The organism is Halomonas sp. CKK8 (genome assembly GCF_029625235.1).
Taxonomy (GTDB): Bacteria; Pseudomonadota; Gammaproteobacteria; order Pseudomonadales; family Halomonadaceae; genus Halomonas; species Halomonas ventosae.
Map to the genome: position 1 here is coordinate 1,148,562 of NZ_CP121193.1, position 21,906 is coordinate 1,170,467.

At 63.0% G+C, this 21,906-nt stretch carries 19 protein-coding genes and 1 pseudogene; 16 read left to right on the plus strand and 4 right to left on the minus strand.

What is annotated here, in order from left to right; all coding sequences use genetic code 11:
* Window positions 1-386: 386 nt before the first annotated feature.
* From P8934_RS05400 to P8934_RS05410, 3 genes are all read left to right on the plus strand, one after another.
* Window positions 387-1,235 carry a peptidylprolyl isomerase gene (locus P8934_RS05400; protein WP_278033999.1) on the plus strand — a complete coding sequence of 283 codons (849 nt, stop codon included), beginning with the start codon at window positions 387-389 and terminating at the stop codon, window positions 1,233-1,235.
* Window positions 1,232-2,224: a HupE/UreJ family protein gene (locus P8934_RS05405; RefSeq protein ID WP_278033276.1), complete on the plus strand. Its 993-nt coding sequence runs from the start codon at window positions 1,232-1,234 to the stop codon at window positions 2,222-2,224. The genes P8934_RS05400 and P8934_RS05405 overlap by 4 nt, the downstream gene beginning before the upstream one ends.
* Before the next feature lie 61 nt (window positions 2,225-2,285).
* Window positions 2,286-4,244: a DUF3604 domain-containing protein gene (locus tag P8934_RS05410; RefSeq protein ID WP_278033277.1), complete on the plus strand. Its 1,959-nt coding sequence runs from the start codon at window positions 2,286-2,288 to the stop codon at window positions 4,242-4,244.
* Window positions 4,245-4,410: 166 nt separating this feature from the next.
* On the opposite strand, the gene P8934_RS05415 is transcribed toward P8934_RS05410, so the two are convergent.
* Entirely contained in the window at window positions 4,411-4,872 is a 462-nt protein-coding gene (locus tag P8934_RS05415) for a flavodoxin family protein (RefSeq protein WP_278033278.1), read from the minus strand.
* A 161-nt stretch (window positions 4,873-5,033) separates the two neighbouring features.
* Here P8934_RS05415 and P8934_RS05420 point away from each other — a divergent pair, with 161 nt between their 5' ends.
* Window positions 5,034-5,510 (plus strand): YbhB/YbcL family Raf kinase inhibitor-like protein, encoded by a 477-nt coding sequence (locus P8934_RS05420; protein ID WP_278033279.1) that lies wholly within the window; start codon window positions 5,034-5,036, stop codon window positions 5,508-5,510.
* An 88-nt stretch (window positions 5,511-5,598) separates the two neighbouring features.
* Here the strand turns inward: P8934_RS05420 and P8934_RS05425 are convergent, their stop codons facing one another.
* Complete coding sequence (locus tag P8934_RS05425; protein ID WP_278033280.1) at window positions 5,599-6,483, minus strand: LysR family transcriptional regulator; 885 nt, start codon at window positions 6,481-6,483, stop codon at window positions 5,599-5,601.
* Window positions 6,484-6,593: 110 nt separating this feature from the next.
* On the opposite strand from P8934_RS05425, the gene P8934_RS05430 reads away from it, so the two are divergent.
* From P8934_RS05430 to P8934_RS05455, 6 genes are all read left to right on the plus strand, one after another.
* On the plus strand, window positions 6,594-7,475 hold the full coding sequence (locus tag P8934_RS05430; RefSeq protein WP_133636213.1) for a hypothetical protein: 882 nt from the start codon (window positions 6,594-6,596) through the stop codon (window positions 7,473-7,475).
* An 85-nt stretch (window positions 7,476-7,560) separates the two neighbouring features.
* Entirely contained in the window at window positions 7,561-8,844 is a 1,284-nt protein-coding gene (locus P8934_RS05435; RefSeq protein WP_278033281.1) for a Xaa-Pro peptidase family protein, read from the plus strand.
* Window positions 8,845-8,860: 16 nt separating this feature from the next.
* Window positions 8,861-10,351, plus strand: coding sequence for a CoA-acylating methylmalonate-semialdehyde dehydrogenase (locus tag P8934_RS05440; protein ID WP_278033282.1), 1,491 nt, complete (start codon window positions 8,861-8,863; stop codon window positions 10,349-10,351).
* Between the two features lie 551 nt (window positions 10,352-10,902).
* A complete protein-coding gene (locus P8934_RS05445; RefSeq protein ID WP_278033283.1) occupies window positions 10,903-12,507 on the plus strand; it encodes a hypothetical protein in 1,605 nt (534 codons plus the stop codon).
* 579 nt (window positions 12,508-13,086) lie between these two features.
* Complete coding sequence (locus tag P8934_RS05450; RefSeq protein WP_278033284.1) at window positions 13,087-14,283, plus strand: MFS transporter; 1,197 nt, start codon at window positions 13,087-13,089, stop codon at window positions 14,281-14,283.
* A gap of 29 nt (window positions 14,284-14,312) precedes the next feature.
* On the plus strand, window positions 14,313-14,768 hold the full coding sequence (locus P8934_RS05455; RefSeq protein ID WP_278033285.1) for a hypothetical protein: 456 nt from the start codon (window positions 14,313-14,315) through the stop codon (window positions 14,766-14,768).
* A 34-nt stretch (window positions 14,769-14,802) separates the two neighbouring features.
* On the opposite strand, the gene P8934_RS05460 is transcribed toward P8934_RS05455, so the two are convergent.
* Entirely contained in the window at window positions 14,803-15,078 is a 276-nt protein-coding gene (locus tag P8934_RS05460) for a metal-sensing transcriptional repressor (protein ID WP_278033286.1), read from the minus strand.
* A gap of 131 nt (window positions 15,079-15,209) precedes the next feature.
* Between P8934_RS05460 and P8934_RS05465 the strand changes: the two genes are divergently transcribed.
* From P8934_RS05465 to P8934_RS05485, 5 genes and pseudogenes are all read left to right on the plus strand, one after another.
* Complete coding sequence (locus P8934_RS05465; RefSeq protein WP_278033287.1) at window positions 15,210-15,683, plus strand: hypothetical protein; 474 nt, start codon at window positions 15,210-15,212, stop codon at window positions 15,681-15,683.
* Entirely contained in the window at window positions 15,643-16,377 is a 735-nt protein-coding gene (locus P8934_RS05470) for a HupE/UreJ family protein (protein WP_278033288.1), read from the plus strand. Before P8934_RS05465 ends, P8934_RS05470 begins: the two co-directional genes overlap by 41 nt.
* A gap of 15 nt (window positions 16,378-16,392) precedes the next feature.
* On the plus strand, window positions 16,393-17,193 hold the full coding sequence (locus P8934_RS05475; protein ID WP_278033289.1) for a hypothetical protein: 801 nt from the start codon (window positions 16,393-16,395) through the stop codon (window positions 17,191-17,193).
* Window positions 17,194-17,639: 446 nt separating this feature from the next.
* Window positions 17,640-18,781 (plus strand): annotated as a pseudogene (locus P8934_RS05480) (IS3 family transposase).
* 117 nt (window positions 18,782-18,898) lie between these two features.
* The gene (locus tag P8934_RS05485) at window positions 18,899-19,555 is read left to right on the plus strand and encodes a DUF6064 family protein (RefSeq protein WP_278033290.1); all 657 of its coding nucleotides are present in this window, start codon (window positions 18,899-18,901) and stop codon (window positions 19,553-19,555) included.
* A gap of 538 nt (window positions 19,556-20,093) precedes the next feature.
* Here P8934_RS05485 and P8934_RS05490 read toward each other — a convergent pair.
* Window positions 20,094-20,597, minus strand: coding sequence for a lactoylglutathione lyase family protein (locus P8934_RS05490; RefSeq protein WP_278033291.1), 504 nt, complete (start codon window positions 20,595-20,597; stop codon window positions 20,094-20,096).
* A 102-nt stretch (window positions 20,598-20,699) separates the two neighbouring features.
* On the opposite strand from P8934_RS05490, the gene P8934_RS05495 reads away from it, so the two are divergent.
* Complete coding sequence (locus P8934_RS05495) at window positions 20,700-21,587, plus strand: LysR family transcriptional regulator (RefSeq protein ID WP_278033292.1); 888 nt, start codon at window positions 20,700-20,702, stop codon at window positions 21,585-21,587.
* The last annotated feature ends 319 nt before the right edge of the window (window positions 21,588-21,906 follow it).

The window sequence follows — 21,906 nt, forward strand, 5'->3', positions numbered from 1 at the left end:
CCAACAACTGCCTCATCCAACCGGTGAACGCCCGGCCTGTGCTGCAGTAGTTATAAAGACTGAGGGCGGTGCAGGGGCGCCGCATTCAGCCCCGATGGCCACATCTTGCGTCCTACGCCATGAGGTAGGGGGGGGGCCTTGAGGCGCTGCTGCAATATTAAGTGGGCCCAAGGTCCAACTACCGACCTCGCGGCGAAGCACCTAGGCTTTTCCAGCAGAGAGATTAGCCTACAAGTTCCCGCTGCACCCTTAGGGCGCAATGGAGAAGTCCTTATCTGGCAGGCTGTCTCGCACTGGTGATGGTTGGCGGTTTTTTATGCCCATGGAGGGTATCGGACATGCGCTCCAGACAGTCCATCGTATCGCGGATCGCGAGGGAACCCTTGGTGCACTTCCTGCTGATCGGAGGAGTGCTTTTTGGACTCTATGGCGCCACGGCAGACCCGGAAACCACTTCGCCTGACAACCGGATCGTGATGACGGCGGGGGATATCGAGCGGCTGGAAACGCTGTGGCAGAAGCGTTGGCAACGGCCCCCGACAGACGCCGAGGTCGCCGGCCTCATCAATGAACAGGTTCGCGAGGAGGTGCTCTACCGCGAGGCGCTGGCGCTCGGGCTCGACCGCGACGATACGGTGATTCGCCGTCTGCTGAGACAGAAGTTCGAGTTCGTCACCCAGGACCTCGCCGCGTTGCGCGAGCCGTCTGCCGAGGAACTCGCCGCCTGGTTCGAGGCCAACCGCGAGCAGTATCGCACGCCGCCCCGGCTCTCCTTCACTCAGGTCTACTTCGACCTGGATCGGCGCGGCGCGGCAGGCGAGCAGGCGGCCCGAGTGGTGCTGGCAAGCCTGCGCGCGGGCGATGCCGGTCCGGACGGGTTGGGTGACGGCAGGCTGCTCGATCGAACCTATCGTGGCAGCACGGTACGGGAGGTCGCACTCCTCTTCGGACAGGACTTCGCGAACGCGCTCATGCGACTCGAGCCAGGCGTCTGGTCCGGGCCGATCGCGACCGGCTACGGATTGCATCTGGTCCGAGTGGAGGGGCGGCAGGCGGGCGTGACCCCGCCGCTCGCGGAGATAGAGGCGAAGGTCCGGGCAGACTGGGCGCACGTGCAACGTCAGGAAGCGAACGAGGCGATCTATCACCAGCTCCTCGCCCGCTACGAGGTGGTGATCGAGGAAGAAACCGACGCAATGCCGGCTGGGCTGGCAATGGGCAGGGGGCAGCCGTGATCGCCCGGCTCGCTATCGCATTGGCCGTGTTGCTGTTGTGGGTGACGCCCGCAAGCGCCCATGAGTCGCGCCCGGCCTATCTCGACATTCGCGAGTTGCCATCCGGCCAGTATGAGGTGCTCTGGAAGCGGCCGGCACGCGGTGACCAGGCGCTGGGCCTTTCGGTCGGCTGGCCCGGGTCCTGCTCCGAGGTTGCCGCCGGCACCGGCCGTGCCGTCCCCGGCGCGCTGGTCGAGCGTGGCCTGATCGACTGTGGTGCGGATGGCCTCGTCGGTCAGCGCATCGTCATCGAGGGGCTTGAAGGCATGCGCACCGATACGCTCGTCCGGGTCGCATTCGGTGATGGTACCGCACAGACCAATCTCGTGAAGCCATCCGCCCCGTGGGTGGACATCGAGGGCCCTCGCCCCGCGCTTGCCGTCTCCGGCGAGTACTTCGTCCTGGGCATCGAGCATATCCTGCTCGGGCTTGACCATCTGCTCTTCGTTCTCGGATTGACGCTGATCGTTCGAGGAACCGCGTTGCTGGTCAAGACCATCACCGCCTTCACGATCGCGCACAGCCTGACGCTTGCCGCCGCCACCCTCGGCGTCGTCGCCGTGCCGCAGGCGCCGGTCGAGGCGGTGATCGCGCTCAGCATCCTCTTCCTGGCCAGCGAGCTGGCGCGGCAGGGGCGCGGGGAGCCGGGACTCACCGCGCGGCATCCTTGGATCGTGGCATTCGCCTTCGGTCTTCTGCATGGCCTCGGATTCGCGGGGGCGCTGGCGGAGGTCGGCCTGCCCTCCGCCGAGATTCCGCTGGCGCTGCTGACCTTCAATCTCGGTGTCGAGGCGGGACAGCTCGCCTTCGTCGCCGCCGTCGCCGCCTGCCTTTGGGCCTGGCGTCGTGTGAGTGTTGCACCCTCGCGATGGGGGGCGGGCGCGTCCGCCTACGCCATCGGCTCGCTGGCGGCCTTCTGGCTGATCGAGCGCGTGACAGGGTTCGTATGACCACAGCGGATGGGACTGTACGACCAACCCTTTTGATTCGAGCGATGGAAGGAGAAAGACAATGTCCTGGGAAACGCTTCACCGAGTTCTACTTGCCGGCTCAACGGCAGCCGTATTGAGCCTTCCGGCCGTGGCGCAAGAACGTTCGACCGTGGGAATCAACACCAGCACGATGGATGAGGAAGCTCTTCAGGGTATCCAGCAGCCGCGACCGTACTCGCCTTATGCCGGGCGCAATTTCCCCACGCGGCCGTTTTTCGGCGACACGCACCTTCACACCGGCATGTCCATGGACGCCGGTGCCGCCGGCGCGCGGCTCATGCCGCAGGACGCCTACCGCTTTGCAAAGGGTGAAGAGCTCATGGCCTCGAGCGGTCAGCAGGTGAAGCTTTCGCGCCCGCTCGATTTCCTGGTCGTCGCCGACCATTCCGATAACATGGGGTTCTTCCCGCAGCTGCTCTCGGGCGCCCCTTCCTCGCTGGCGGATCCAACGGGAAGAAAGTGGTACAACATGGTCCAGTCCGGCAAGGGGGTGGAGGCGGCACTCGAGATCGTCAACTCTTTCTCGGATGGATCCTTCCCGAAGGATCTGCTGTCGATGCCGGGCGCGAGTATCTATCGCTCGGCCTGGGAGGAAACCATCGAGGCGGCCGAGGCGGCCAACGAGCCGGGCCGTTTCACCGCCTTCATCGGCTATGAGTGGACCTCGAACTCCGGCGGCAACAACCTGCACCGCAACGTTATCTACCGCGATGGCGGAAGCTATGCCCGGCAGATGGAGCCCATGGTGACCCTGGCGCCCTGGGGCAGCGACAACCCCCGCGAGCTCTGGAAGTGGATGCAAGCCTACGAGGAGAAGACCGGCGGCGACGTACTCGCCATCGCGCACAACGGCAACCTCTCCAACGGCCGCATGTTCCCGCGCATCGAGTCCTTCACCGGTCAGCCAATCGATGATGCCTATGCCGAGGGCCGGGCGCGCTGGGAACCGCTCTACGAGGTGACGCAGATGAAGGGTGACGGCGAGGCCCACCCCTTTCTCTCGCCGAACGACGAGTTCGCCGACTATGAGACCTGGGACAAGGGCAACCTGGTCCTGAGCGAGGCGAAGACGCAGGACATGCTGGAGTTCGAGTATGCCCGCTCGGCGCTGAAGAACGGGCTGGCCCTCGCGCCGGAGCTCGGCACGAATCCCTACAAGTTCGGCCTGATCGGTTCGACCGATTCGCATACCGGCCTCGCCACCGCCGAGGAGGAAAACTTCTTCGGCAAGGTCTCGAGCATGGAGCCGGGGCCGGAGCGGATCAAGCGACCCTTCATGAGGCGAGGTGACCTGCAGATCATGGAGTGGGAGGTGACCGCCTCCGGCTACGCCGCCGTGTGGGCCACGGAGAATACCCGTGAAGCGATCTTCGATGCCATGGAGCGGCGTGAGGCCTATGCCACCACCGGCAGTCGCATTATCGTCCGCTTCTTCGGCGGCTGGGATTATACGCCCGAGGATGCGCACAGTCGGCTCCCGGCCGAGACCGGCTACACCAAGGGGGTGCCCATGGGCGGGGACCTCAGCGATGCGCCGGAGGGCAAGGCCCCGACCTTCCTCGTCGCCGCGCTCAAGGATCCGATCGGCGCCAACCTCGACCGCATACAGATCATCAAGGGCTGGGTCGATGCCAACGGCGAGACGCAGGAAAAGGTTCATGACGTGGTCTGGAGCGATGCCGATGAGCGCGAGCTGGGCACCGATGGCACGCTGCCCCCGGTCGGCAACTCGGTGAACACGGCCGAGGCGACCTGGACCAACACCATCGGAGCCCCCGAACTGATCACGGTCTGGACCGACCCGGACTTTGACGCCTCTCAACGCGCCTTCTACTACGCCCGCGTTATCGAGATCCCAACCCCGCGCTGGACCGCCTACGACGCCAAGTTCTACGGCTTGACGATGCCGGACGAGGTGCCGATGACCACGCAGGAGCGGGCCTACACCTCGCCAATCTGGTTCACCCCGAAGGGCTGAGTGTTAACCAAGAAGGCGGTCCCAGGACGGCCGCCTCTCGGACCTCTCCTCGAGACCGTGTTTCTGCGCTCGAAACAAGCGGCACTGATCACGAGAGGAGGGCCGATGAGAGCATATGGAAGGATCTCTTGACCAAATTATCTACGCGAACGTGAGAAACAGCACACTAGAGAATCCCGCTTTCCAGCCCTGCGGCCATCGCCATGCCCAGTTCCTCCACCTGGTCGACGAAGGCCTCCTGCCACTCGCCGCGCAGGGTCAGCGGTTCCTGCACCCACTTCCAGCGCAGGCCGGTGACGATCCCCTCCACCGCCCGGCGGGTGCCGGTGCCGTCGCGGCCGGCGCGGATATAGAGCGCGCAGGGCAGCCCCTGCTTCTCCTCCAGCACCGGGTAGTAGCTGCGGTCGAAGAAGTCCTTCAGGGCGCCGCTCATGTAGCCCAGGTTCTCGGTGGTGCCGAGCAGGATGGCATCGCAGCCCAGCACATCCTCGGGGCCGGCCTCCAGGGGTGGCTTCACGGTGACCTCGACGTTCTCGATATCGGGGTGGCGGGCTCCACGCTCGGCGGACTCGCGCAGCCGGAGGGTATTGGGCGAGGGGGCATGGGCGACGATCAGCAGGCGAGGCATGGCGGTCTCCCGGGTTGAACTCGTGGCTTGCGGCCATCATGCCATGGAGAGGTGGCGTTGACAGGCGCCGGGCTTTCTCCGACGCTGAGTCGGCGCTGTCTCACCGTCTCGCCAAAACGTAGACATCTTCAACTCTTGGATATCCAGGGAGGTTGATCACCATGGCCTTTGCTCTCTCGACCATGCAGCTCGAAAGCTCCGCCTTTGCGGCGGGGGGTGCCATTCCGACGAAATACACCGGGGAGGGGGACGACGTCTCGCCGGCCCTCAGCTGGCAGGGCGCCCCGGAGGGCACCAAGGGCTTCGCGGTGATCTGCCATGACCCGGATGCCCCCCTGGTGCAGAACGGCAGCTACGGCTTCGTGCACTGGGTGCTCTACAACCTGCCCGCCGCCACCAGCGAGCTCAAGGAGGGCAGCGGCGAGGGCACCCCGGGGCTCAACGACTTCGGCAAGAACGGCTATGGCGGCCCCATGCCGCCGGAGGGCCACGGTGTGCACCAGTACTACTTCTGGGTGCTGGCGCTGGACAAGGCCACCGACCTGCCGGAGGGCCTCTCGCTGCCCGAACTGCTCAAGCAGGCGGAGCCCCACCTGATCGGCATGAACCGCCTGGTGGGCACCTATCAGCGGGACTGATGGGCGCGACGCCTGATCGCGCCCCGGCAGAGCAAGGCGGGCCCGCGTCGCTTTACGACGCGGGCCCGCGGCGTCTGTTGCCCATGGCTCAGGTGACGGCCTCGCTCGGCTCCGGGGCGGCCACGTCGTCGTGGTCGATCACCAGGTGCTCCAGTTCCTCGCAGAAGGCTTCCAGGGCCTCGCTGGTGTGCCCCGGCCGGCGATGTAGCTCGATCTCCACCTGGCCCAGGGGCGGCAGGCCTTCCGCCTCGCCGACGATGCGACACCCCTCGGGCACGCTGCGCGGGGTCTTCACCGTCATCGCCAGGCCCGCCTGGACCGGCAGGTTGATGCCGGTGGGCGACTGGCTGGAGTAGTGGACCTCCCAGCGTCGCTCCTCGCGGCCCAGGGCCGAGAGGGCATGGGCGCGGAAGATGCATCCCTCCGGGTTGAGCGCCAGGGGCAGGGTCGCCCAGTCGGCCGGCGAGACGCCTTCGGCCACCACCCACACCATCGGCTCCCAGCCGAGCAGCTGGCCCGACTGGGTCGGCAGGTGGCGGATCGACAGCACCACGTCCAGCAGTCCCTCCTGGAAGCGCTTCACCAGGCTGGCGCTCATGTCGCAGTGGATCTCCAGGCGCGTGTCGGGGAAGCGCTCGGCGTAGCGGGGCAGCAGGGCGGGCAGATAGGCGGCGGCCTGCTCCTCGGAGGTGGCGAAGCGGATCAGCTCGCCGCGCCGCGTGTCGCCCAGGGCCTCCCGGGCCTCGTCCTCGAGCTTGAGCATGTGACGGGCATAGGGCAGCAGTCGCTCCCCCGGGGCGGTCAGCAAGACGCTGCGGCTGGTGCGTTCCAGCAGCGCCTGGCCCATCTGGTCCTCGAGACGCTTGATCTGCAGGCTCACCGCCGACTGGGTGCGATGCAGCACCTTGCCGGCGGCGCTGAAGCCCTGGCACTCGGCCACGGTGACGAAGGTGCGAAGCAGCACGGTATCCATGAACAATGAGCTCTTGAAATTGGTTGTATCTCAATCATTCATTTTCATTATGAATGAGGCGTCACTATGCTGTCCAGCGACATCCCGCAACACTCAGGAGCAGGAGAGCCATGCAGGCAACCGCTGACGTCCAGACGACCAACACCCTCGATGGCCTGATCGACCTGGCCCGCTATCCCGTCAATGACCTGGACGGCGAGGCCGGCCGCGCCCTGATCGAGCAGTGCCGTCGCCAGCTCGACGAGGACGGCTGCGTGGTGCTCAAGAACTTCGTCCCGGAGGACGCCCTGGCGCGGCTCGAGCGCGAGACCGAACGCCTCTCGCCGGAGGCGCACTACAACCAGACCGAGACCAACCCTTACAACAGCGCCGGCGATGCCGAGAAACCGGCCAGCCATCCGGTGAACCGCTTCGACGACCGCACCAACGGCTTCGTGGCCGGCGATCGCATCGATGGCGACACCATCATCCGCCAGGTCTACGAGCATCCCGACTTCCAGCGCTTCATCGGCGCCGTGGTGGGCATGGAGGAGATCCACCAGTACGCCGACCCGCTGGCCGACCTGGTGGTCAACGTGCTGCGCGAGGGCTGCCAGCATCCGTGGCACTACGACACCAACGAGTTCATCGTCACCATGATGACCCGCCAGTCCCACGGCGGCGGCCGCTTCGAGTATGCCCCGGGCATCCGCAGCCCGGAGGGCGAGAACTTCGCGGAGGTGGAGAAGGTGATCGACGGCGACCGCACGCGCCTCAAGTCGCTCGACCTCCAGCCCGGCGACCTGCAGGTCTTCTTCGGCCGCTATTCGCTGCACCGGGTCACCCCGGTGGAGGGCGACAAGGAGCGCCACACCGTGATCTTCGCCTACGCCAAGGAGCCGGGCTTCATCGGCCGCCCCGAGCGCGCCCAGCGCATCTTCGGCCGCATGGCGCCGGTCCACGAGCGGCTCCTCGAGGAGGGCATGGACCGCTCGGACAGCCTGGCCGACTGAGCCCCGACGTCGCTTCCTGCTACCTCCCTTGCCGATGGCCGCGCGTGCAGGCGGCCATCCCCCTGACGACACAGCGAGAGACCCCATGAGCATCGTAGAGTCAGAGAAACTGACCGACAGCGAACCGGACCACATTCCGGTGGTGCCGTCCGCGCCGATGGCCAACGGCGACAGCATCCCGACCGCCTTCGACCCCGTGCAGCTACGCGCCGGGCGCCTGGCGCGCCTGCGCGCCATGATGGCCGAGCAGGGCTACGCCGCCCTGGTGCTGTTCGACCCCAACAACCAGCGCTACGCCACCGGGTCGCGCAACATGTTCGGCTACTTCCTGCGCAACTCCACGCGCTACATCTACGTGCCGCTGGAAGGCCCGATCATCCTCTTCGAGTACCCGGGCAGCGCGCATATCTCCACCTGGCTGGAGACCATCGACGAGTCGCGCACCTCCAAGGTGGTGTGGTCGGCGGTGAACCAGCGCGACAACCTCTCCTCGGACCCCTTCGGCCTGGAGATCGCCGAGCTGGTCCAGGAACATGGCCGCGGCAACAGGAAGGTGGGCCTGGACCGCTGCGCGCTCAACCTGGCCCGCTCGCTGGAGGCCCAGGGGCTGGATGTCTTCGACTGCATGCAGGACACCCTGCACTGCCGGCGCATCAAGACCCCCGAGGAGATCGCCTGCCTGGCCCAGTCCATGGCGGCAAGCGAGGCCTCGGTGGCCGAGGTGGAGGCCGCGATCAAGCCCGGCGTCACCGAGAACGAGCTCTTTGCCATCATGTACGGCGAGGTGATCCGCGGCGGTGGCGAGTTCATCGAGACCCGCCTGCTCAACTCCGGGCCGCGCACCAACCCCTGGTTCCACGAGGCCAGCGACCGCAAGATCCGCCCCGGCGAGCTGGTGGCCCTGGACACCGACACCATCGGCTGCCACGGCTACTACTCCGACTTCTCGCGCACCTTCCACGTCGGGCCGGGCCGGCCCAGCGCCTACCAGCGCGAGCTCTACCGCATGGCCTATGACCAGGTGCACCACAACATGGGCATCCTCAAGCCCGGCATGAGCTACCGCGAGATCGCCGAAACGGCCTGGAAGATCCCCGAGCGCTTTCTGGATCGCCGCTACCCCTCGATCATCCACGGGGTGGGCATGCACGGCGAGACACCGCTGGTGGCGCACCACATGGACTTCGACCGTTTCTCCAAGGACGGCGTCCTCGAGCCCGGCATGGTGGTCTCGGTGGAGAGCTACATCGGCGAGGTGGGCGCCGCAGACGGCGTCAAGCTCGAGGAGGAGGTGCTGATCACCGACACCGGGGTCGAGAAGCTCTCCCGCTACCCCTTCGACGAGGCCCTGCTCGGCCGTGAATACTGATCCACAAGGACGCGACATGCAGACCCTGACCCACTGGATCGGTGGCGAGCGCCTGGACGGCGACCGCCACCTGGACGTGACCAACCCCGCCAGCGCCGAGGTGATCGGCCGCGTGCCCCTGGCCGATACCGCCACCGTGGAGCGCGCCATCGACGCCGCCCGGGCGGCACAGCCCGCCTGGCGCGACACCCCGCCGGCCAAGCGCGCCCAGGTGATGTTCCGCTTCAAGATGCTGCTGGAGCGCGACGCCGATGAGCTCTGCGCCCTGGTTGCAAAGGAGCACGGCAAGGTGCTCGAGGACGCCATGGGCGAGCTCAAGCGCGGCATCGAGAACGTCGAGTATGCCTGCGGCGTGCCGGAGCTGCTCAAGGGCGAATACTCCCATAACGCCGGCCCGGGCATCGACACCTGGTCCAACCACCAGCCGCTGGGCATCGTCGCCGGCATCACGCCGTTCAACTTCCCGGCCATGGTGCCGCTGTGGATGTATCCCATGGCCATTGCCTGCGGCAATGCCTTCATCCTCAAGCCCTCCGAGCAGGTGCCCTCCGCCGCCCTCAAGATGGCAGAGCTGCTGGAGGAGGCGGGCCTGCCCGCTGGGCTCTTCCAGGTGGTGCACGGTGACCGCGAGGCCGTGGAGGCGTTGATCGACGCCCCCGACGTCAAGGCACTCAGCTTCGTCGGCTCCACCCCGGTGGCGAGATCGATCTACCGCCGCGGTGCCGACAACGGCAAGCGCGTGCAGGCGCTGGGCGGGGCCAAGAACCACGCCGTGGTGCTGCCCGACGCCGACCTGGACAATGCCGCCAGCACCCTGATCGGCGCCGCCTTCGGCAGTGCCGGCGAGCGCTGCATGGCGATCTCGGTGGCGGTGTGCGTGGGCGATGCCACCGCCGATGCCCTGGTGGCGAAGGTCCGCGAGCAGGCCCGTACCCTCAAGATCGGCGCCGGGACCGAGAAGGGCCTCGACATGGGCGCCCTGGTCAACGCCGCCCACCGCGACAAGGTGGCGGGCTATATCGAACAGGGCGAGGCGGCCGGCGCCGAGCTGGTGGTCGACGGCCGCCAGCATCCGCTGGTGACGGAATCGCCGGGCTACTTCCTGGGCGCCACCCTGTTCGACCGGGTGACCCCGGAGATGGGCATCTACCGCGACGAGATCTTCGGCCCGGTGCTCTGCGTGGTGCGCGTCGAGACCTTCGAGGAGGCCATCGCGCTGATCAACGCCCACCAGTACGGCAACGGCACCTGCGTGTTCACCCGCGACGGCGAGGCCGCCCGGCGCTTCAGTGATGCCATCGAGGTGGGCATGGTGGGCATCAACGTGCCGCTGCCCGTGCCGGTGGCCTTCCACAGCTTCGGCGGCTGGAAGGAGTCGCTGTTCGGCGACCTCCACGCCTACGGCCCCGATGCGGTGCGCTTCTACACCCGCCGCAAGGCCGTCTCCCAGCGCTGGCCCGCCCAGAGCACACGGGAACGGGCCCAGCTGAACTTCCCCTCCAACTGACGCTGAGCCGCCAACCCAGGCACATGCATCGCCCATCCCTCGTGGATGGGCGATGTCGTTTCTGTCAGCTTGATTTCCCCTGGTATGATCCTCGTCCTGCCCTCCATGCCCGTGCCCACGCAAGGCGGCGCCACTTTGCAGGTACGGCTCCCGCCTTGCCGAAGCTCTTGTCGTCAATCACGACGGAGGGCCGTGGTAAAAGCCTACATCGCGCAAGTTAACGCTTACTTCTGTGGCGGAAGAGTTCAATCACCCGGGCAATATTAGGGAATTGCGTCTACCATGGGGCCATGTTCGGCCATGGAATAGGGCAGATGGGATGCCAAAGAAATCCACCGCGCTCGTTCAGCGGGCCTTGGACCCCGTCCACTGCAACGGTTTTCGTAGGAGCGCTGCTTGCAGCGCGAATGAATGGCTGATTTCGACCCAAAGCGGTCATGCCGCACATGCTGCGGGCAGATCGAGTAGTGTTATGCCGCCGGCGAAATAATTGGTTTTAGCTTGATAGCGAGCTTCTTATCAAAGGCTCTAGAAATGGAGGTTGTAGTACCGTGGAATACAATAGAATTATTTATCCAGAAAGAGCGGAGTATTTAAACGAAAGCATTTATAGTGGATACAAAGTTTTCTTGGATCACTGGGATGGCTTGGTGGCAGATATTAAATCTTCGTTTGAAGAGAGTTTGCTAAGAAAGGTGAGCAAGAGCATTATAATTTATGGGGAGCAAAGCACAGGAAAGACGCTATTCGCCAGCAAACTAAATAGAGATTTTATGGAAACTCAGAGTTCCATGTCATCAGCGTCCAATATTAGGTATGATAACAACAATATTTGGCACCGCGTAGTTTCTGGGTTTGGTAAAAATACTGATTTAATAGAGAAATCGTCTAGGAATTCTGTCTTCCTACATATTGAAGATGACACGGAATGGGTGAAGAAAGCAAAGGAACTTTCTTCCAGTAATTCTGACAGAACATGTGTTGTTATTGCTGACAACTGCGAGCGCGATTATTTTATTCAAGGTTTACTAGGGTTGTCCGACACCGAGTATTTAGCAACCGGCAGAACCGACGCTCTTGTGACTGCCGCCGCTCAGAGATACGTCGCCTTATGTCGCTCTGGGTTGAGGGGCGCTCTAATAATAATGTTTACAAATGATGATATTTTTTCTCTTAAATTTGAAGAAGAAGTCAACAAGCAACACAAAAAGTTAGTTAGCGTTATAAATCTCCCTATTCCAGATTCAGTCAGTAAAGAAACAGTGGTTCGTGTAAATACGAATAGACTAAACCCATTCTCTTATTGGTATTGTCTGGATAAGGCTGGAGTTGACGAGAAATTAAATGCGCATGCAGCACTTTCCACTTCTACGAGCTTTAAAGATAGCTTTGAGGCGATAGATGGCGCGATTAAGAGTGCCGACGCATCCCGAGTTGGAAGGCCTCCAAAAAAATGTTTGCTTACATTATTTGTACTTACAAATTCAGATGATGTTTCTGATCTTTTAAACATTCTCGATGCCGATAACAAGGTTTCTGATTTAGCTCAAAATAGATATATAAACTCTGTTACTTTTAGGAATAATTGGCGAAAGTTTTTCGATTTCGAATATGAGCGACAAGGAAAGCTTCTTGAATCGGAGTGGAGTCTCAGGATTGTAGTCGCCGGAAATCAGTTTGCGGATGAGCTTTTAAATGGCACGAACCAAGAGCTCACAAAAGAGTTGATAGAGAAGGTGCTTGTTCATCATGGCCCGGGCACCCGTGAGACAACGTTAGAAAAGCACAAGAGTGAAATTCAGGATTTGTTAAATAGAACATTTTCGGGAGAGATTGATCGTGATTTGTCCGAATTTTGGTCAATCGGGCAGATACGAGCCTCACAATACGAAAAAAGGTTATCAGAAATACTAGAAAGTTATGACAAGGGACATGAAGGTTTTCTTACATATCGACCAGATTATGTAGTTGAAAAATATCGCCCATGTAAATTAACTTCTTGCGAAGATAATAACATAAGCTCTATTAATGATAGTATACGAAGGACCGCGATAACATGTGAGTTTACAGCAGTTAAAGAGTTCAATTTGGCTAATGTAACCAGCTATCTTAACAGAAAGCTAAAAAACTATGTTGAAGTCGTTCAGGAACAGTAGGAGTTAAAAAGTTAATCAAGCCGACCGTTTTTTGCTAGCTGCTAAAAAACGGCGGCTTATTCATAGCGTTAAACATCAGGAAAATCTCAATGGCCGCTCATGGCCGAAAGCTGCTGTATACTATCCGGTCGTTTTCTTTACGGACGCCGACCGCTCCTCCAAGAGGCCCTGGATGAGCGGTTTTTGGAAATTAATCGTGTAAACCTTTCTATTGAAAGAAAAAGGTGTGTTCTTTCTGCTGTCAACCACGAATGAGCCGTGCGCCGGGCGGAACCTGGTAACGGAGCTCATCGCAGTCGCCGGGCGGTGGCTGCTGTCCCTCCGGCCGGTCTGGGTACCAGATCCGGCAGTCGCCAAGAGGGGCAGATGGCAGCTCGGTACAGCGGCGCCATGTGATCTCCTTGTGTCGTGCCCGGTATGGCGTTGTTGCCCCCCTGCATGGTGCGCGATCTCGTCCTGAGTTGCCCAACATCAATTGTCCTCCTGGTCGGCAGTCGCTAGGCTTCCCATATCCCCCTGGGGGGGATATGAATTGACATGCCTGGTGGCCTCGGGCCACCCCGGCTCAAGAGGATCGGTATGGAGCTGCTTCGGGATCGTCGCTATCGCCACCTGTTCTCCGCACAGGTGATCGCCCTGATCGGCACCGGGCTGACCACGGTCGGCCTGGCGCTGCTGGCCAGCGAGCTGGCCGGGGAGCGCGCCGGGGAGGTGCTGGGCACGGCGCTGGCCATCAAGATGATCGCCTACGTGGGCATCGCCCCGGTGGTGGGCGCCTATGCCACCCGGCTGCCACGGCGCGCCTTGCTGGTCACCCTCGACCTGCTGCGCGCTGCGGTGGTGGTGAGCCTGCCGTTCGTGACAGAGGTGTGGCAGATCTACCTGCTGATCTTCCTTCTCAACGCCTGCTCGGCGGGCTTCACGCCGGTGTTCCAGGCCACGATCCCCGATATCTTCGAGGACGAGCGTCGCTATACCCGGGCGCTCTCCCTGTCGCGCCTGGCCTATGACCTGGAGAACCTGCTGAGCCCGCTGCTCGCCGCGCTGCTGCTGGTGGTGATCTCCTTCAACCTGCTGTTCGTGTTGAATGCGGCGGCCTTCCTGCTCTCGGCGTTGCTGGTGGTCAGCGTGTCGCTGCCCTCGCCGCATCCGCAGACAGGCGTCGGCGGGGTCTGGGCCAGGCTGACCCAGGGCATGAGCCGCTATCTCGCCACCCCACGGCTGCGTGGGCTGCTCGCCCTCAACATGGCGGTGGCCGCGGCCGGCGCCATGCAGATCGTCAATACCGTGGTCTACGTGCGTCATGCGCTGGGCCTGGGGGAGACCCAGGTGGCGATCGCCTTTGCGGCAGCGGGCGGTGGCTCGATGGTCGTTGCCCTTACCCTGCCAAAGATACTGGAGCGCCTGGACCAGCGGCCGGTGATGCTGGCGGGCGGCCTGCTGATGAGTGCCAGCCTGCTGGCGGGGCTGACGGCGCCTGGCTTCGTGACGTTGCTGCTGCTGTGGTTCGTGCTGGGCGCCGGGGCCTCGATGGTGATGACCCCCACCGGCCGGCTGCTCAAGCAGTCCTGCGCGGCCGAGGAGCGCCCGGCGCTGTTCGCCGCCCAGTTCTCGCTCTCCCACGCCTGCTGGCTGGTGGCCTATCCGCTGGCCGGCTGGCTGGGGAGTGCCCTGGGCATGATGCCCGCCTTCGCGATCCTGGCCATCCTGGCCCTGACCGCCACCCTGCTGGCCGCGAGGCTATGGCCGGCGGAAACGACAGAAGCATGCGTCTGAGCATGTCGTCATACAGAGGAGAGAGACCGATGACACCCTTTGTCAGAAAGGCATCACTCATCGTTGGTGCCCTGGCCCTGCTGGCGGGCGGGACCCAGGCCCAGGAGGGCACCGCCGAAGGCCTGGTGGCCGGCATGGAGCGGGCCGACATGACCTATCGCGAGCTGATGGAGGTCATGGGCGGCGCCTCCGGCCTGATGCACGAAGGCATCCTGCGGCAGAACCCGCAGATGGTTAAGAGCGGGGCCAATATCATTCTCACCCACCCGGCACCGAGCCACGATCCCTGGGCGATCATGGCGGAGGAGGACCAGGCCGGCTTCAAGTCCAGCCTGGTCGCCTTCGACAAGCTGCTGGATGCGTATTCCGAGAGCACCGCCGCGGCGGCGGCGGAGCGGGACTGGCCCGCCGCCAGTCAGGCCCTGCAGGAGCTGAATACCGCCTGCGTCAGCTGTCACGCCATGTGGAAGGACAAGGTGAAGTAGGCGGCTCCGATCTCACCACTGCGATACCACGCCGCTACAGGTAGCGGACGATGGCCTTGAAGTCCTCGATCTGGGCCTGCTGGCCCTCCGTCTTGGCGCCAATGGCCGCGTCCAGGCAGTGGTCGATGTGATCCTGCACCAGGGTGCGCTTGGCCTGCTGGATGGCCTTCTCCACGGCATGCAGCTGCTGGGCGATGTCCAGGCAGGGGCGACCTTCCTCGATCATCTGGGTGACGCTCTGCAAGTGCCCCCGGGCGCGGTTGAGCCGCTTGATGATGTCGGGGTGGCTCTCGTGAGTATGTGGTGGCATGTTTAGGCTCCCTGTCGTTGTTCCTATCCCCCTAGGGAGGATGTTAGGCTCTTGCCGGCAGCGTGCCAATGCCGCCCGTCGCGGCCCGGCACTTGCGCCCCGGTTTCCCTTGTCATCCTGGTTGGCTATTCATGCTCCACCGGCTGCGCCATCGTCTCGGCTACCTGCTCCTGCTGCTGCTCATTGTACCGGGCCTGGTGCTGACCAGTGCCGGCGAGTCGCGTGCCCATGGGCCGTTGAGCACGGCAGCGAGCGAGGCGGCGTACCAGGCGATGGAAAGGGAACACCATGGGCACTCCCATGCCAATGTCCATGGCCACGACCACGGGGACGGTCGCCACCTGCATCACGAGAGTGGCAGCCACTTCCACGAGACGGCGGACCGTCTCGCGGCAGGCGTGAGCCTGGCACCGCGCTTCCGTGACGCCCTGCGGATCGGTGCTCGGCACGGCGTTCCGCTGCGCCGCGTCTATCGCCTGGAGCGCCCTCCACGGCCGGTCATCGCTGGATGGCCGGGGCCGTCCACCGGACGGCCGATACCCAAGACAGACCCGTGGAGGTTTCATGTTCCCATCCCGAATGGGGGAGGCGTTCGGCGTGCCTGACAAGGCCCGACGCCATGCCCTGACCCTGCTTACGCTGCTGGTGATGCTCCTGGGAGCCAGCGGTGATGCCCTTGCCCACGCCGTCGCCGAAGGCGACAAGGGCTACATCCAGGAGATCTATGGCGTTCACCTGATCTCGTTCGTCTACCTCGGCGCCAAGCACATGGTGACCGGGTACGACCACATCCTGTTTCTGCTGGGGGTGATCTTCTTCCTCTATCGGATGCAGCACATCGCCATCTACGTCAGCCTTTTCGCCATCGGTCACTCCACGACCATGTTGTTGGGGGTGGTCTTCAACATCGGCATCAATAGCTATCTCATCGATGCCATCATCGGGCTCTCCGTCGTCTACAAGGCGCTGGACAACATTGGCGCCTACCAGCGCTGGTTCGGCGTTCAGCCCAACACCAAGGCGGCGACGCTGGTCTTCGGCTTCTTTCACGGATTCGGCCTGTCGAGCAAGATCATCGAGTACGAGATCTCACCTGACGGCCTGGTGCCCAACCTGCTGGCGTTCAACGTCGGGGTGGAGGTCGGCCAGCTGCTGGCCCTGAGTGCCATCCTCATCGTCATGGGCTTCTGGCGGCGCACCGCCGGTTTCCTGCGCCACGCCTATACCGCCAACGTCGCCATGATGTGCGCCGGCTTCGTGCTGATCGGCTATCAGCTCACCGGCTATTTCGTCGCCTGATTCAGGGAGTCCATGATGTACAACACCGATTTTCCCACCCGTGCCGAGCTGCCCTCGACCGGCAAGCTGATCCGTTCCACCCTGGTGGCCGCGGTGGTGGCCGCAGGCCTGCTGGTGACCGTGGTGTTGCCCGCGGAGTACGCCATCGACCCCACCGGCGCCGGGCGCCTGCTGGGCCTCACCGAGATGGGGGAAATCAAGCAGCAGCTGGCCGAGGAGGCCGAACTCGACCGGGAAGCCTCACAGGCCGCCGCGGACGAGGCATCGCCGGTCGTCACAGAACCGGAGTCCCAGGCCTCGGCAGAACGCCAAGCCACTGCCGACACCTCGCCCGAGGCAACCCCAGAGCAGCCGGCGACCGCCTCAACCTCCAGCGGCGCGGCTGGCCCAGTGGCCTCTTCCGAGCCCGCCCAGGATGAACCGCAACCCGAGGCCAGCCAGGCAGTGGCTGACGCCTCCTCGTCCCAGGAAGAGGCCTCGGAAACCCCCGCGGCGGTGGCCACCTGGCGTGATGAGGTAAGCTTCACCCTGACCCCGGGCGAAGGCACCGAGTACAAGCTGACCATGGAAGAGGGCGCCGTCGCGACGTACGCCTGGTCGTCCGACGGCGGACCGATCAACTTCGACACCCACGGTGACGGCAATGGCAACTCGATCAGCTACGAGAAGGGCCGCGGCGTGCCCGAGGACGAAGGCGAACTGGAAGCGGCCTTCACCGGGAACCACGGCTGGTTCTTCCGCAACCGCAACGACAACGAGGTGACCGTGGTGCTGCGCATCGACGGTGATTACGGGGAGCTGAAGCGCATGCTGTGAGTCCGGGCAAGGCCCATGTCGCCTCAGCCGTCAGGCCGGGGCGACGCTTTTCCCGCTGGTGGCTACCGCACTAACACGAGCTCGCTGCTGAAACGGTAGCTCCTTCCCATCCCCCTTCCCGGGCCGCCTTGCTTCTCTGGGCCTCCTTTCCTGGCCTCGCTGCCACCATGAGGTCATCATGATAAGAAGACCAAGTCTCCGCTTCTGGCGAACTGGGAGGTTGGCCTATGTTGATGTATGTAGCCAGCCACCCAACGCCGACATGTCGGTAAAGGCTGAAGTCTCCCCAAGCCATATTATTCAGCTATCGCGATGAGCGTTGTTATAAAACCGTTTTCACCGTCGGTGTTCCCATGTTTAGTCACTTGGAAAGCATGATCGTGTGAAGTGGTCCAATTGGAGCGGACACCCCGATAAGCCTCATAATGGAGGCAATGGAGGTGTTCATGACCAAGAAGACTCGACGTCGGTTTTCCGATGAATTCAAGGCGGATGCGGTGAGCCTGGTGATCGATCAGGGGTATTCCGTATCCGAGGCTGCTCGACGCCTGGGCGTGGAGCGCAGCGTACTGGACCGCTGGTGCCGCAAGCACCGTCAGCAGGACGCCGGAAGCCTGGAGCGGCAGGAGGACGATCGCGACGCCGAGATCAAAAAGCTCCGCGAAGAAGTGCGTAAGCTACAGATTGAAAAGGATATTTTAAAAAAGGCGGCGGCCTTCTTCGCCAAAGAGTCGAGCTGAGATACCAGTTCATCGAGTCGGAGAAGGCCACCTATCCCGTGGCCGTGTTGTGTCGGGTCATGCAGGTCAGCCGGAGTGGTTTTTATGTCTGGCGACGACGTGGCCCTGATGACCAGCGTCAGGCCCTGCTCCACGAAGTCAGAGAGATTCATCGCCAGAAGCGTGGCAGCTATGGCAGCCGCCGCATGGCCAGAGAACTGCGACGCCGAGGCTACGACGTCGGCCGTTACCAGGCCCGCAGCCTGATGCGGGAAGCCGGTGTAGAGGCACGTCAGCGGCGCCGCTGGCGACATACGACCGACAGTGAGCACAGTCTGCCGGTGGCGCCCAACCTACTGAACCGCCAGTTCATGGTGGCGGCACCGAATCGGGCCTGGGTGGCCGATATCACGGCGATCTGGACGCTGGAAGGGTGGCTCTATCTGGCGGCGGTACTCGACCTCCACGATCGGCAGTTGGTGGGCTGGGCGATGGCCGATCACATGCGCACGCAGTTGGTCCTGAACGCCTTGGAAATGGCCGTAGGTCGCCGGCAGCCCTTGAGAGGGCTGATCCATCATAGCGATCGCGGCAGCCAATACGCGTCGCATGAGTACCGCGGCACACTGGTCCGGCATGGATTCCAGGCTTCGATGAGCCGCAAGGGGAACTGCTGGGACAACGCGGTCATGGAGCGCTTCTTCGGCTCACTGAAAAGCGAGTGGCTGGCGGGCCAGCGGTATGCGAGCCGACAGGCAGCGCGGCGGGACGTGATTGATTACATCGAGATGGAGTACAACAGCTGCCGGCTCCACTCGACCCTGGGCTACCAGACGCCGAGGGAGATTGAATTGGCAGCTGTAGCTTGAAAATGTGTCCGCTCTGACTTGACCAGAACAGTGTGGTACAAGACTCCCTAAGGTGCTGGCATCCTTTTTGTGTGATATACGATCGTAAACTCTAACTAACTTTGGCCATCAGGGCATATGCAGCTCCCGTTCACCATTGATGAGTTTTTCGGTGTATTCCGAGACTACAATGAGGCGCTATGGCCCGCCCAGCTGGGGCTGGTTGCTCTAGCGTTTATCGCAATTCTGCTCGTGCTAAGGCCAGTTCGATGGTCTGGCCTCGGGGTATCGGCAATTCTGGCTTTCCTGTGGGCATGGCTCGCGATCGCCTACCATCTCGCCTTTTTTTCTCGCATCAATTCGCTGGCCTACGTGTTTTCCGGCATGTCATTAGTGGGTGCACTCAGCTTCTTCTGGCAGGGTGTTGTGCGGCGACGGCTGCAGTTTGCGTGGGTTGGTGGTTGGCGCGCCTTCGTTGGCACGGCTCTTGTCGTATTTGCGCTCGTTCTCTACCCACTCTGGTCATGGCAAGCAGGACACCCTTATCCGCAGATGCCTACTTTTGGCCTTCCGTGCCCGACCACCATGTTCACCATTGGCCTGCTCGCGTTTCTTGTGCCGCCGTATCCGCGAAGCCCTCTTGTCGTCCCTGTTCTGTGGTGTTTCGTAGGTGCGCAAGCCGCGTTTCTCCTTGGTGTGCATCAAGACGTCGGACTTGTTGCCGCGGCGGTAGCAGGAGCTGTGATATTGATACGCGCAAAGGGGCCGGCAGCTTCGGCGGGTGCCGCATCATGAAACATCCGGGTCACCATGGCTTGAACAGGCTCAGGCTTACGCCGAGGTTCAAAGCCGGCTGTTTAAGTGAATTTTATATAGGTGCATCCTCAAGGTCCCCTCTTGGCCGATTCCTGCCTCTCAGGCAGCCATGAAAAGCAAGCGCGGTGCCCCTATTATTCTCCTTATCCAGTGTGCTTGAGACGGCGGAGGAGACGATGGCCTTCCACAATCCGAATCCGAAAATTCGGGCACTGGAGCAGCGTAATGCCCGATTGCGGGCTCAGCTATTTGCCAGGCTCTTTGGTGGTGCGTGGCGTAGACTTCGCAAGGGAGCGCGGCGAATGTCGAGGGTGCGATACCGCAGACGTCGCCATCGGCCTCGGTCCTGACCAGCGGCCTGCCCTCGGCAGTGTTCCTTGCGGGAGAGGGGACCACAGGGGTGCAATGCCATAGCCCTCACATGGCCTCGCGGCGTCGCCGGTGGCTAGGTGGGTGCGGGTACTCTCCATCGCCTACGGATGGCCGATAGCGACCTTCTACGTTGCCATCCAGACCCTCAGGAGGCGTAGGCCCCGGCAGCATAGGTCAGCTCATAGCTGTGGCTGTAGATCTCGAGAATATTGCCGAACGGGTCTTCCATGTAGACCATGCGGAAGGGCTTTTCGCCCGGGAAGTACTCGCGTACCGGCATGCGCTGCTTGCCGCCGGCGACGACGATCCGCTCGGCCAGCCCCTCGACGTCCGGGTCCTGGATGCAGAAGTGGAAGACCCCGGTTTTCCAGTACTCGAAGTTGTCCTCCGGTGTTTCCTGATTCCGGAACTCGAAGAGCTCGACGCCAACCCGGTCGCCAGTCGACAGGTGGGCGATCCTGAACGACTCCCAGCCGGGGCCGAAGACGTCGCTGCACATCACGCCGATGGCCGAATCGTCCTCGACGATCGTGGTCGGCTCCATGATCACGTACCAGCCGAGGACCTCGGTATAGAACCGGAGGGCGGCCTCGACGTCGGGGACCGAGATGCCGATGTGGGAAAAGGTGCGGGGGTAGACTGGGCTCATGGCAGGCGCTCCTGTGATGTGTGGTTGGAACGCTTTCCATGCTAGGTGCCGCCGCCCATAATCAGAACCATCGTGTCCTTATTTCTCTGATAAGAGATCTTTATGCTTCAGCCCCAGTGGTTGCGCACGTTCGAGGCCGTGGTGGAACTTGGCAACTTCACTCGCGCGGCCGAGCGCCTGGACCTGACCCAGGCCGCGGTCAGCCAGCACATCAAGCACCTGGAAACACGCCTCGGTCCGCTTATGCTGCGCCAGCCCCGGGGCCTGGAGCTGACGCCCGCGGGACATGCCTTGCTCGATTATCAGCGGGAAATGCACGCCGCCGACCAGCGCCTGCAGCAGCGCCTGGCCGGCGACGACGCCAGCCAGGGTGAGCTGTCCCTGATTACCCCGGGCAGCATCGGCCTGGCGATCTACCCGCAGCTCCTGGCCCTGCAGCGAGAGGCCCCCGGGCTCGCCATCAGCCATCGGTTCGGCCCGACGGCCGAGGTGTTCGAGGCCGTGCTCGACAATCGTGCGGAGCTCGGGCTCGCCACCCAACGCCCCGAGGATCCCCGGCTCGCGGTATCGCTATTCACCCGCGAAGCGCTGGAGCTGGTGGTGCCGGCTCACGAGCGTGTGCAGGGGTGGGACGACCTGGCGCGGCTTGGCTTTATCGACCATCCCGACGGGCATGACATGGCCACTCGACTGCTGAGCCGCTGCTTCCCCGGCAACCCTGGGGTTCGCCGCCTGCCCCGGCGAGGCTTCACGAACCAGATCGGCCTGATCCTTGCCCCGGTGGCCGAGGGTCTGGGGTTCAGCGTGCTGCCACGTTTCGCGCGCGAGGCGTTTGCGCATCCCGAGGCGATCCGGGTCGTCGACGACATCCCGGCGGTCGTCGATAGCCTGTGGCTCCTGCACCGGGCTGAATGGCCACTTTCCGCCCGGGCCACTCGCGCCGTGGGGTGGCTCAAGGCCCGGCTGGTGGATACCCCACCCAAGGGATGATGTGTGCTGAAGCATATGGCAGAGCAGGCCCGCTTCCGGCTGACTTCCTGCATCAGCCTCATGAGCGCAGGCGACGTGCACGGCCCATCTCCTCGTCAGTGACCCGTCATGCCCTATCAAGAGGAGGCCTGGCACTGTTTGCAAGGACCTTTTCGATGCCGAGGGGCCGGCAGAAGGCGAACAGGTCGGGGGCAGCATCTTCTTCTCGAGGCTCACGTTCGATACCCCGGTCGAGGCCTTCCTGCTGTCCCAGCCGGAAGGCTGGCTCGGCCGGGCGCTGGATGGGCATGAGATGACGGCCCTGGCAGGCATCCCACGC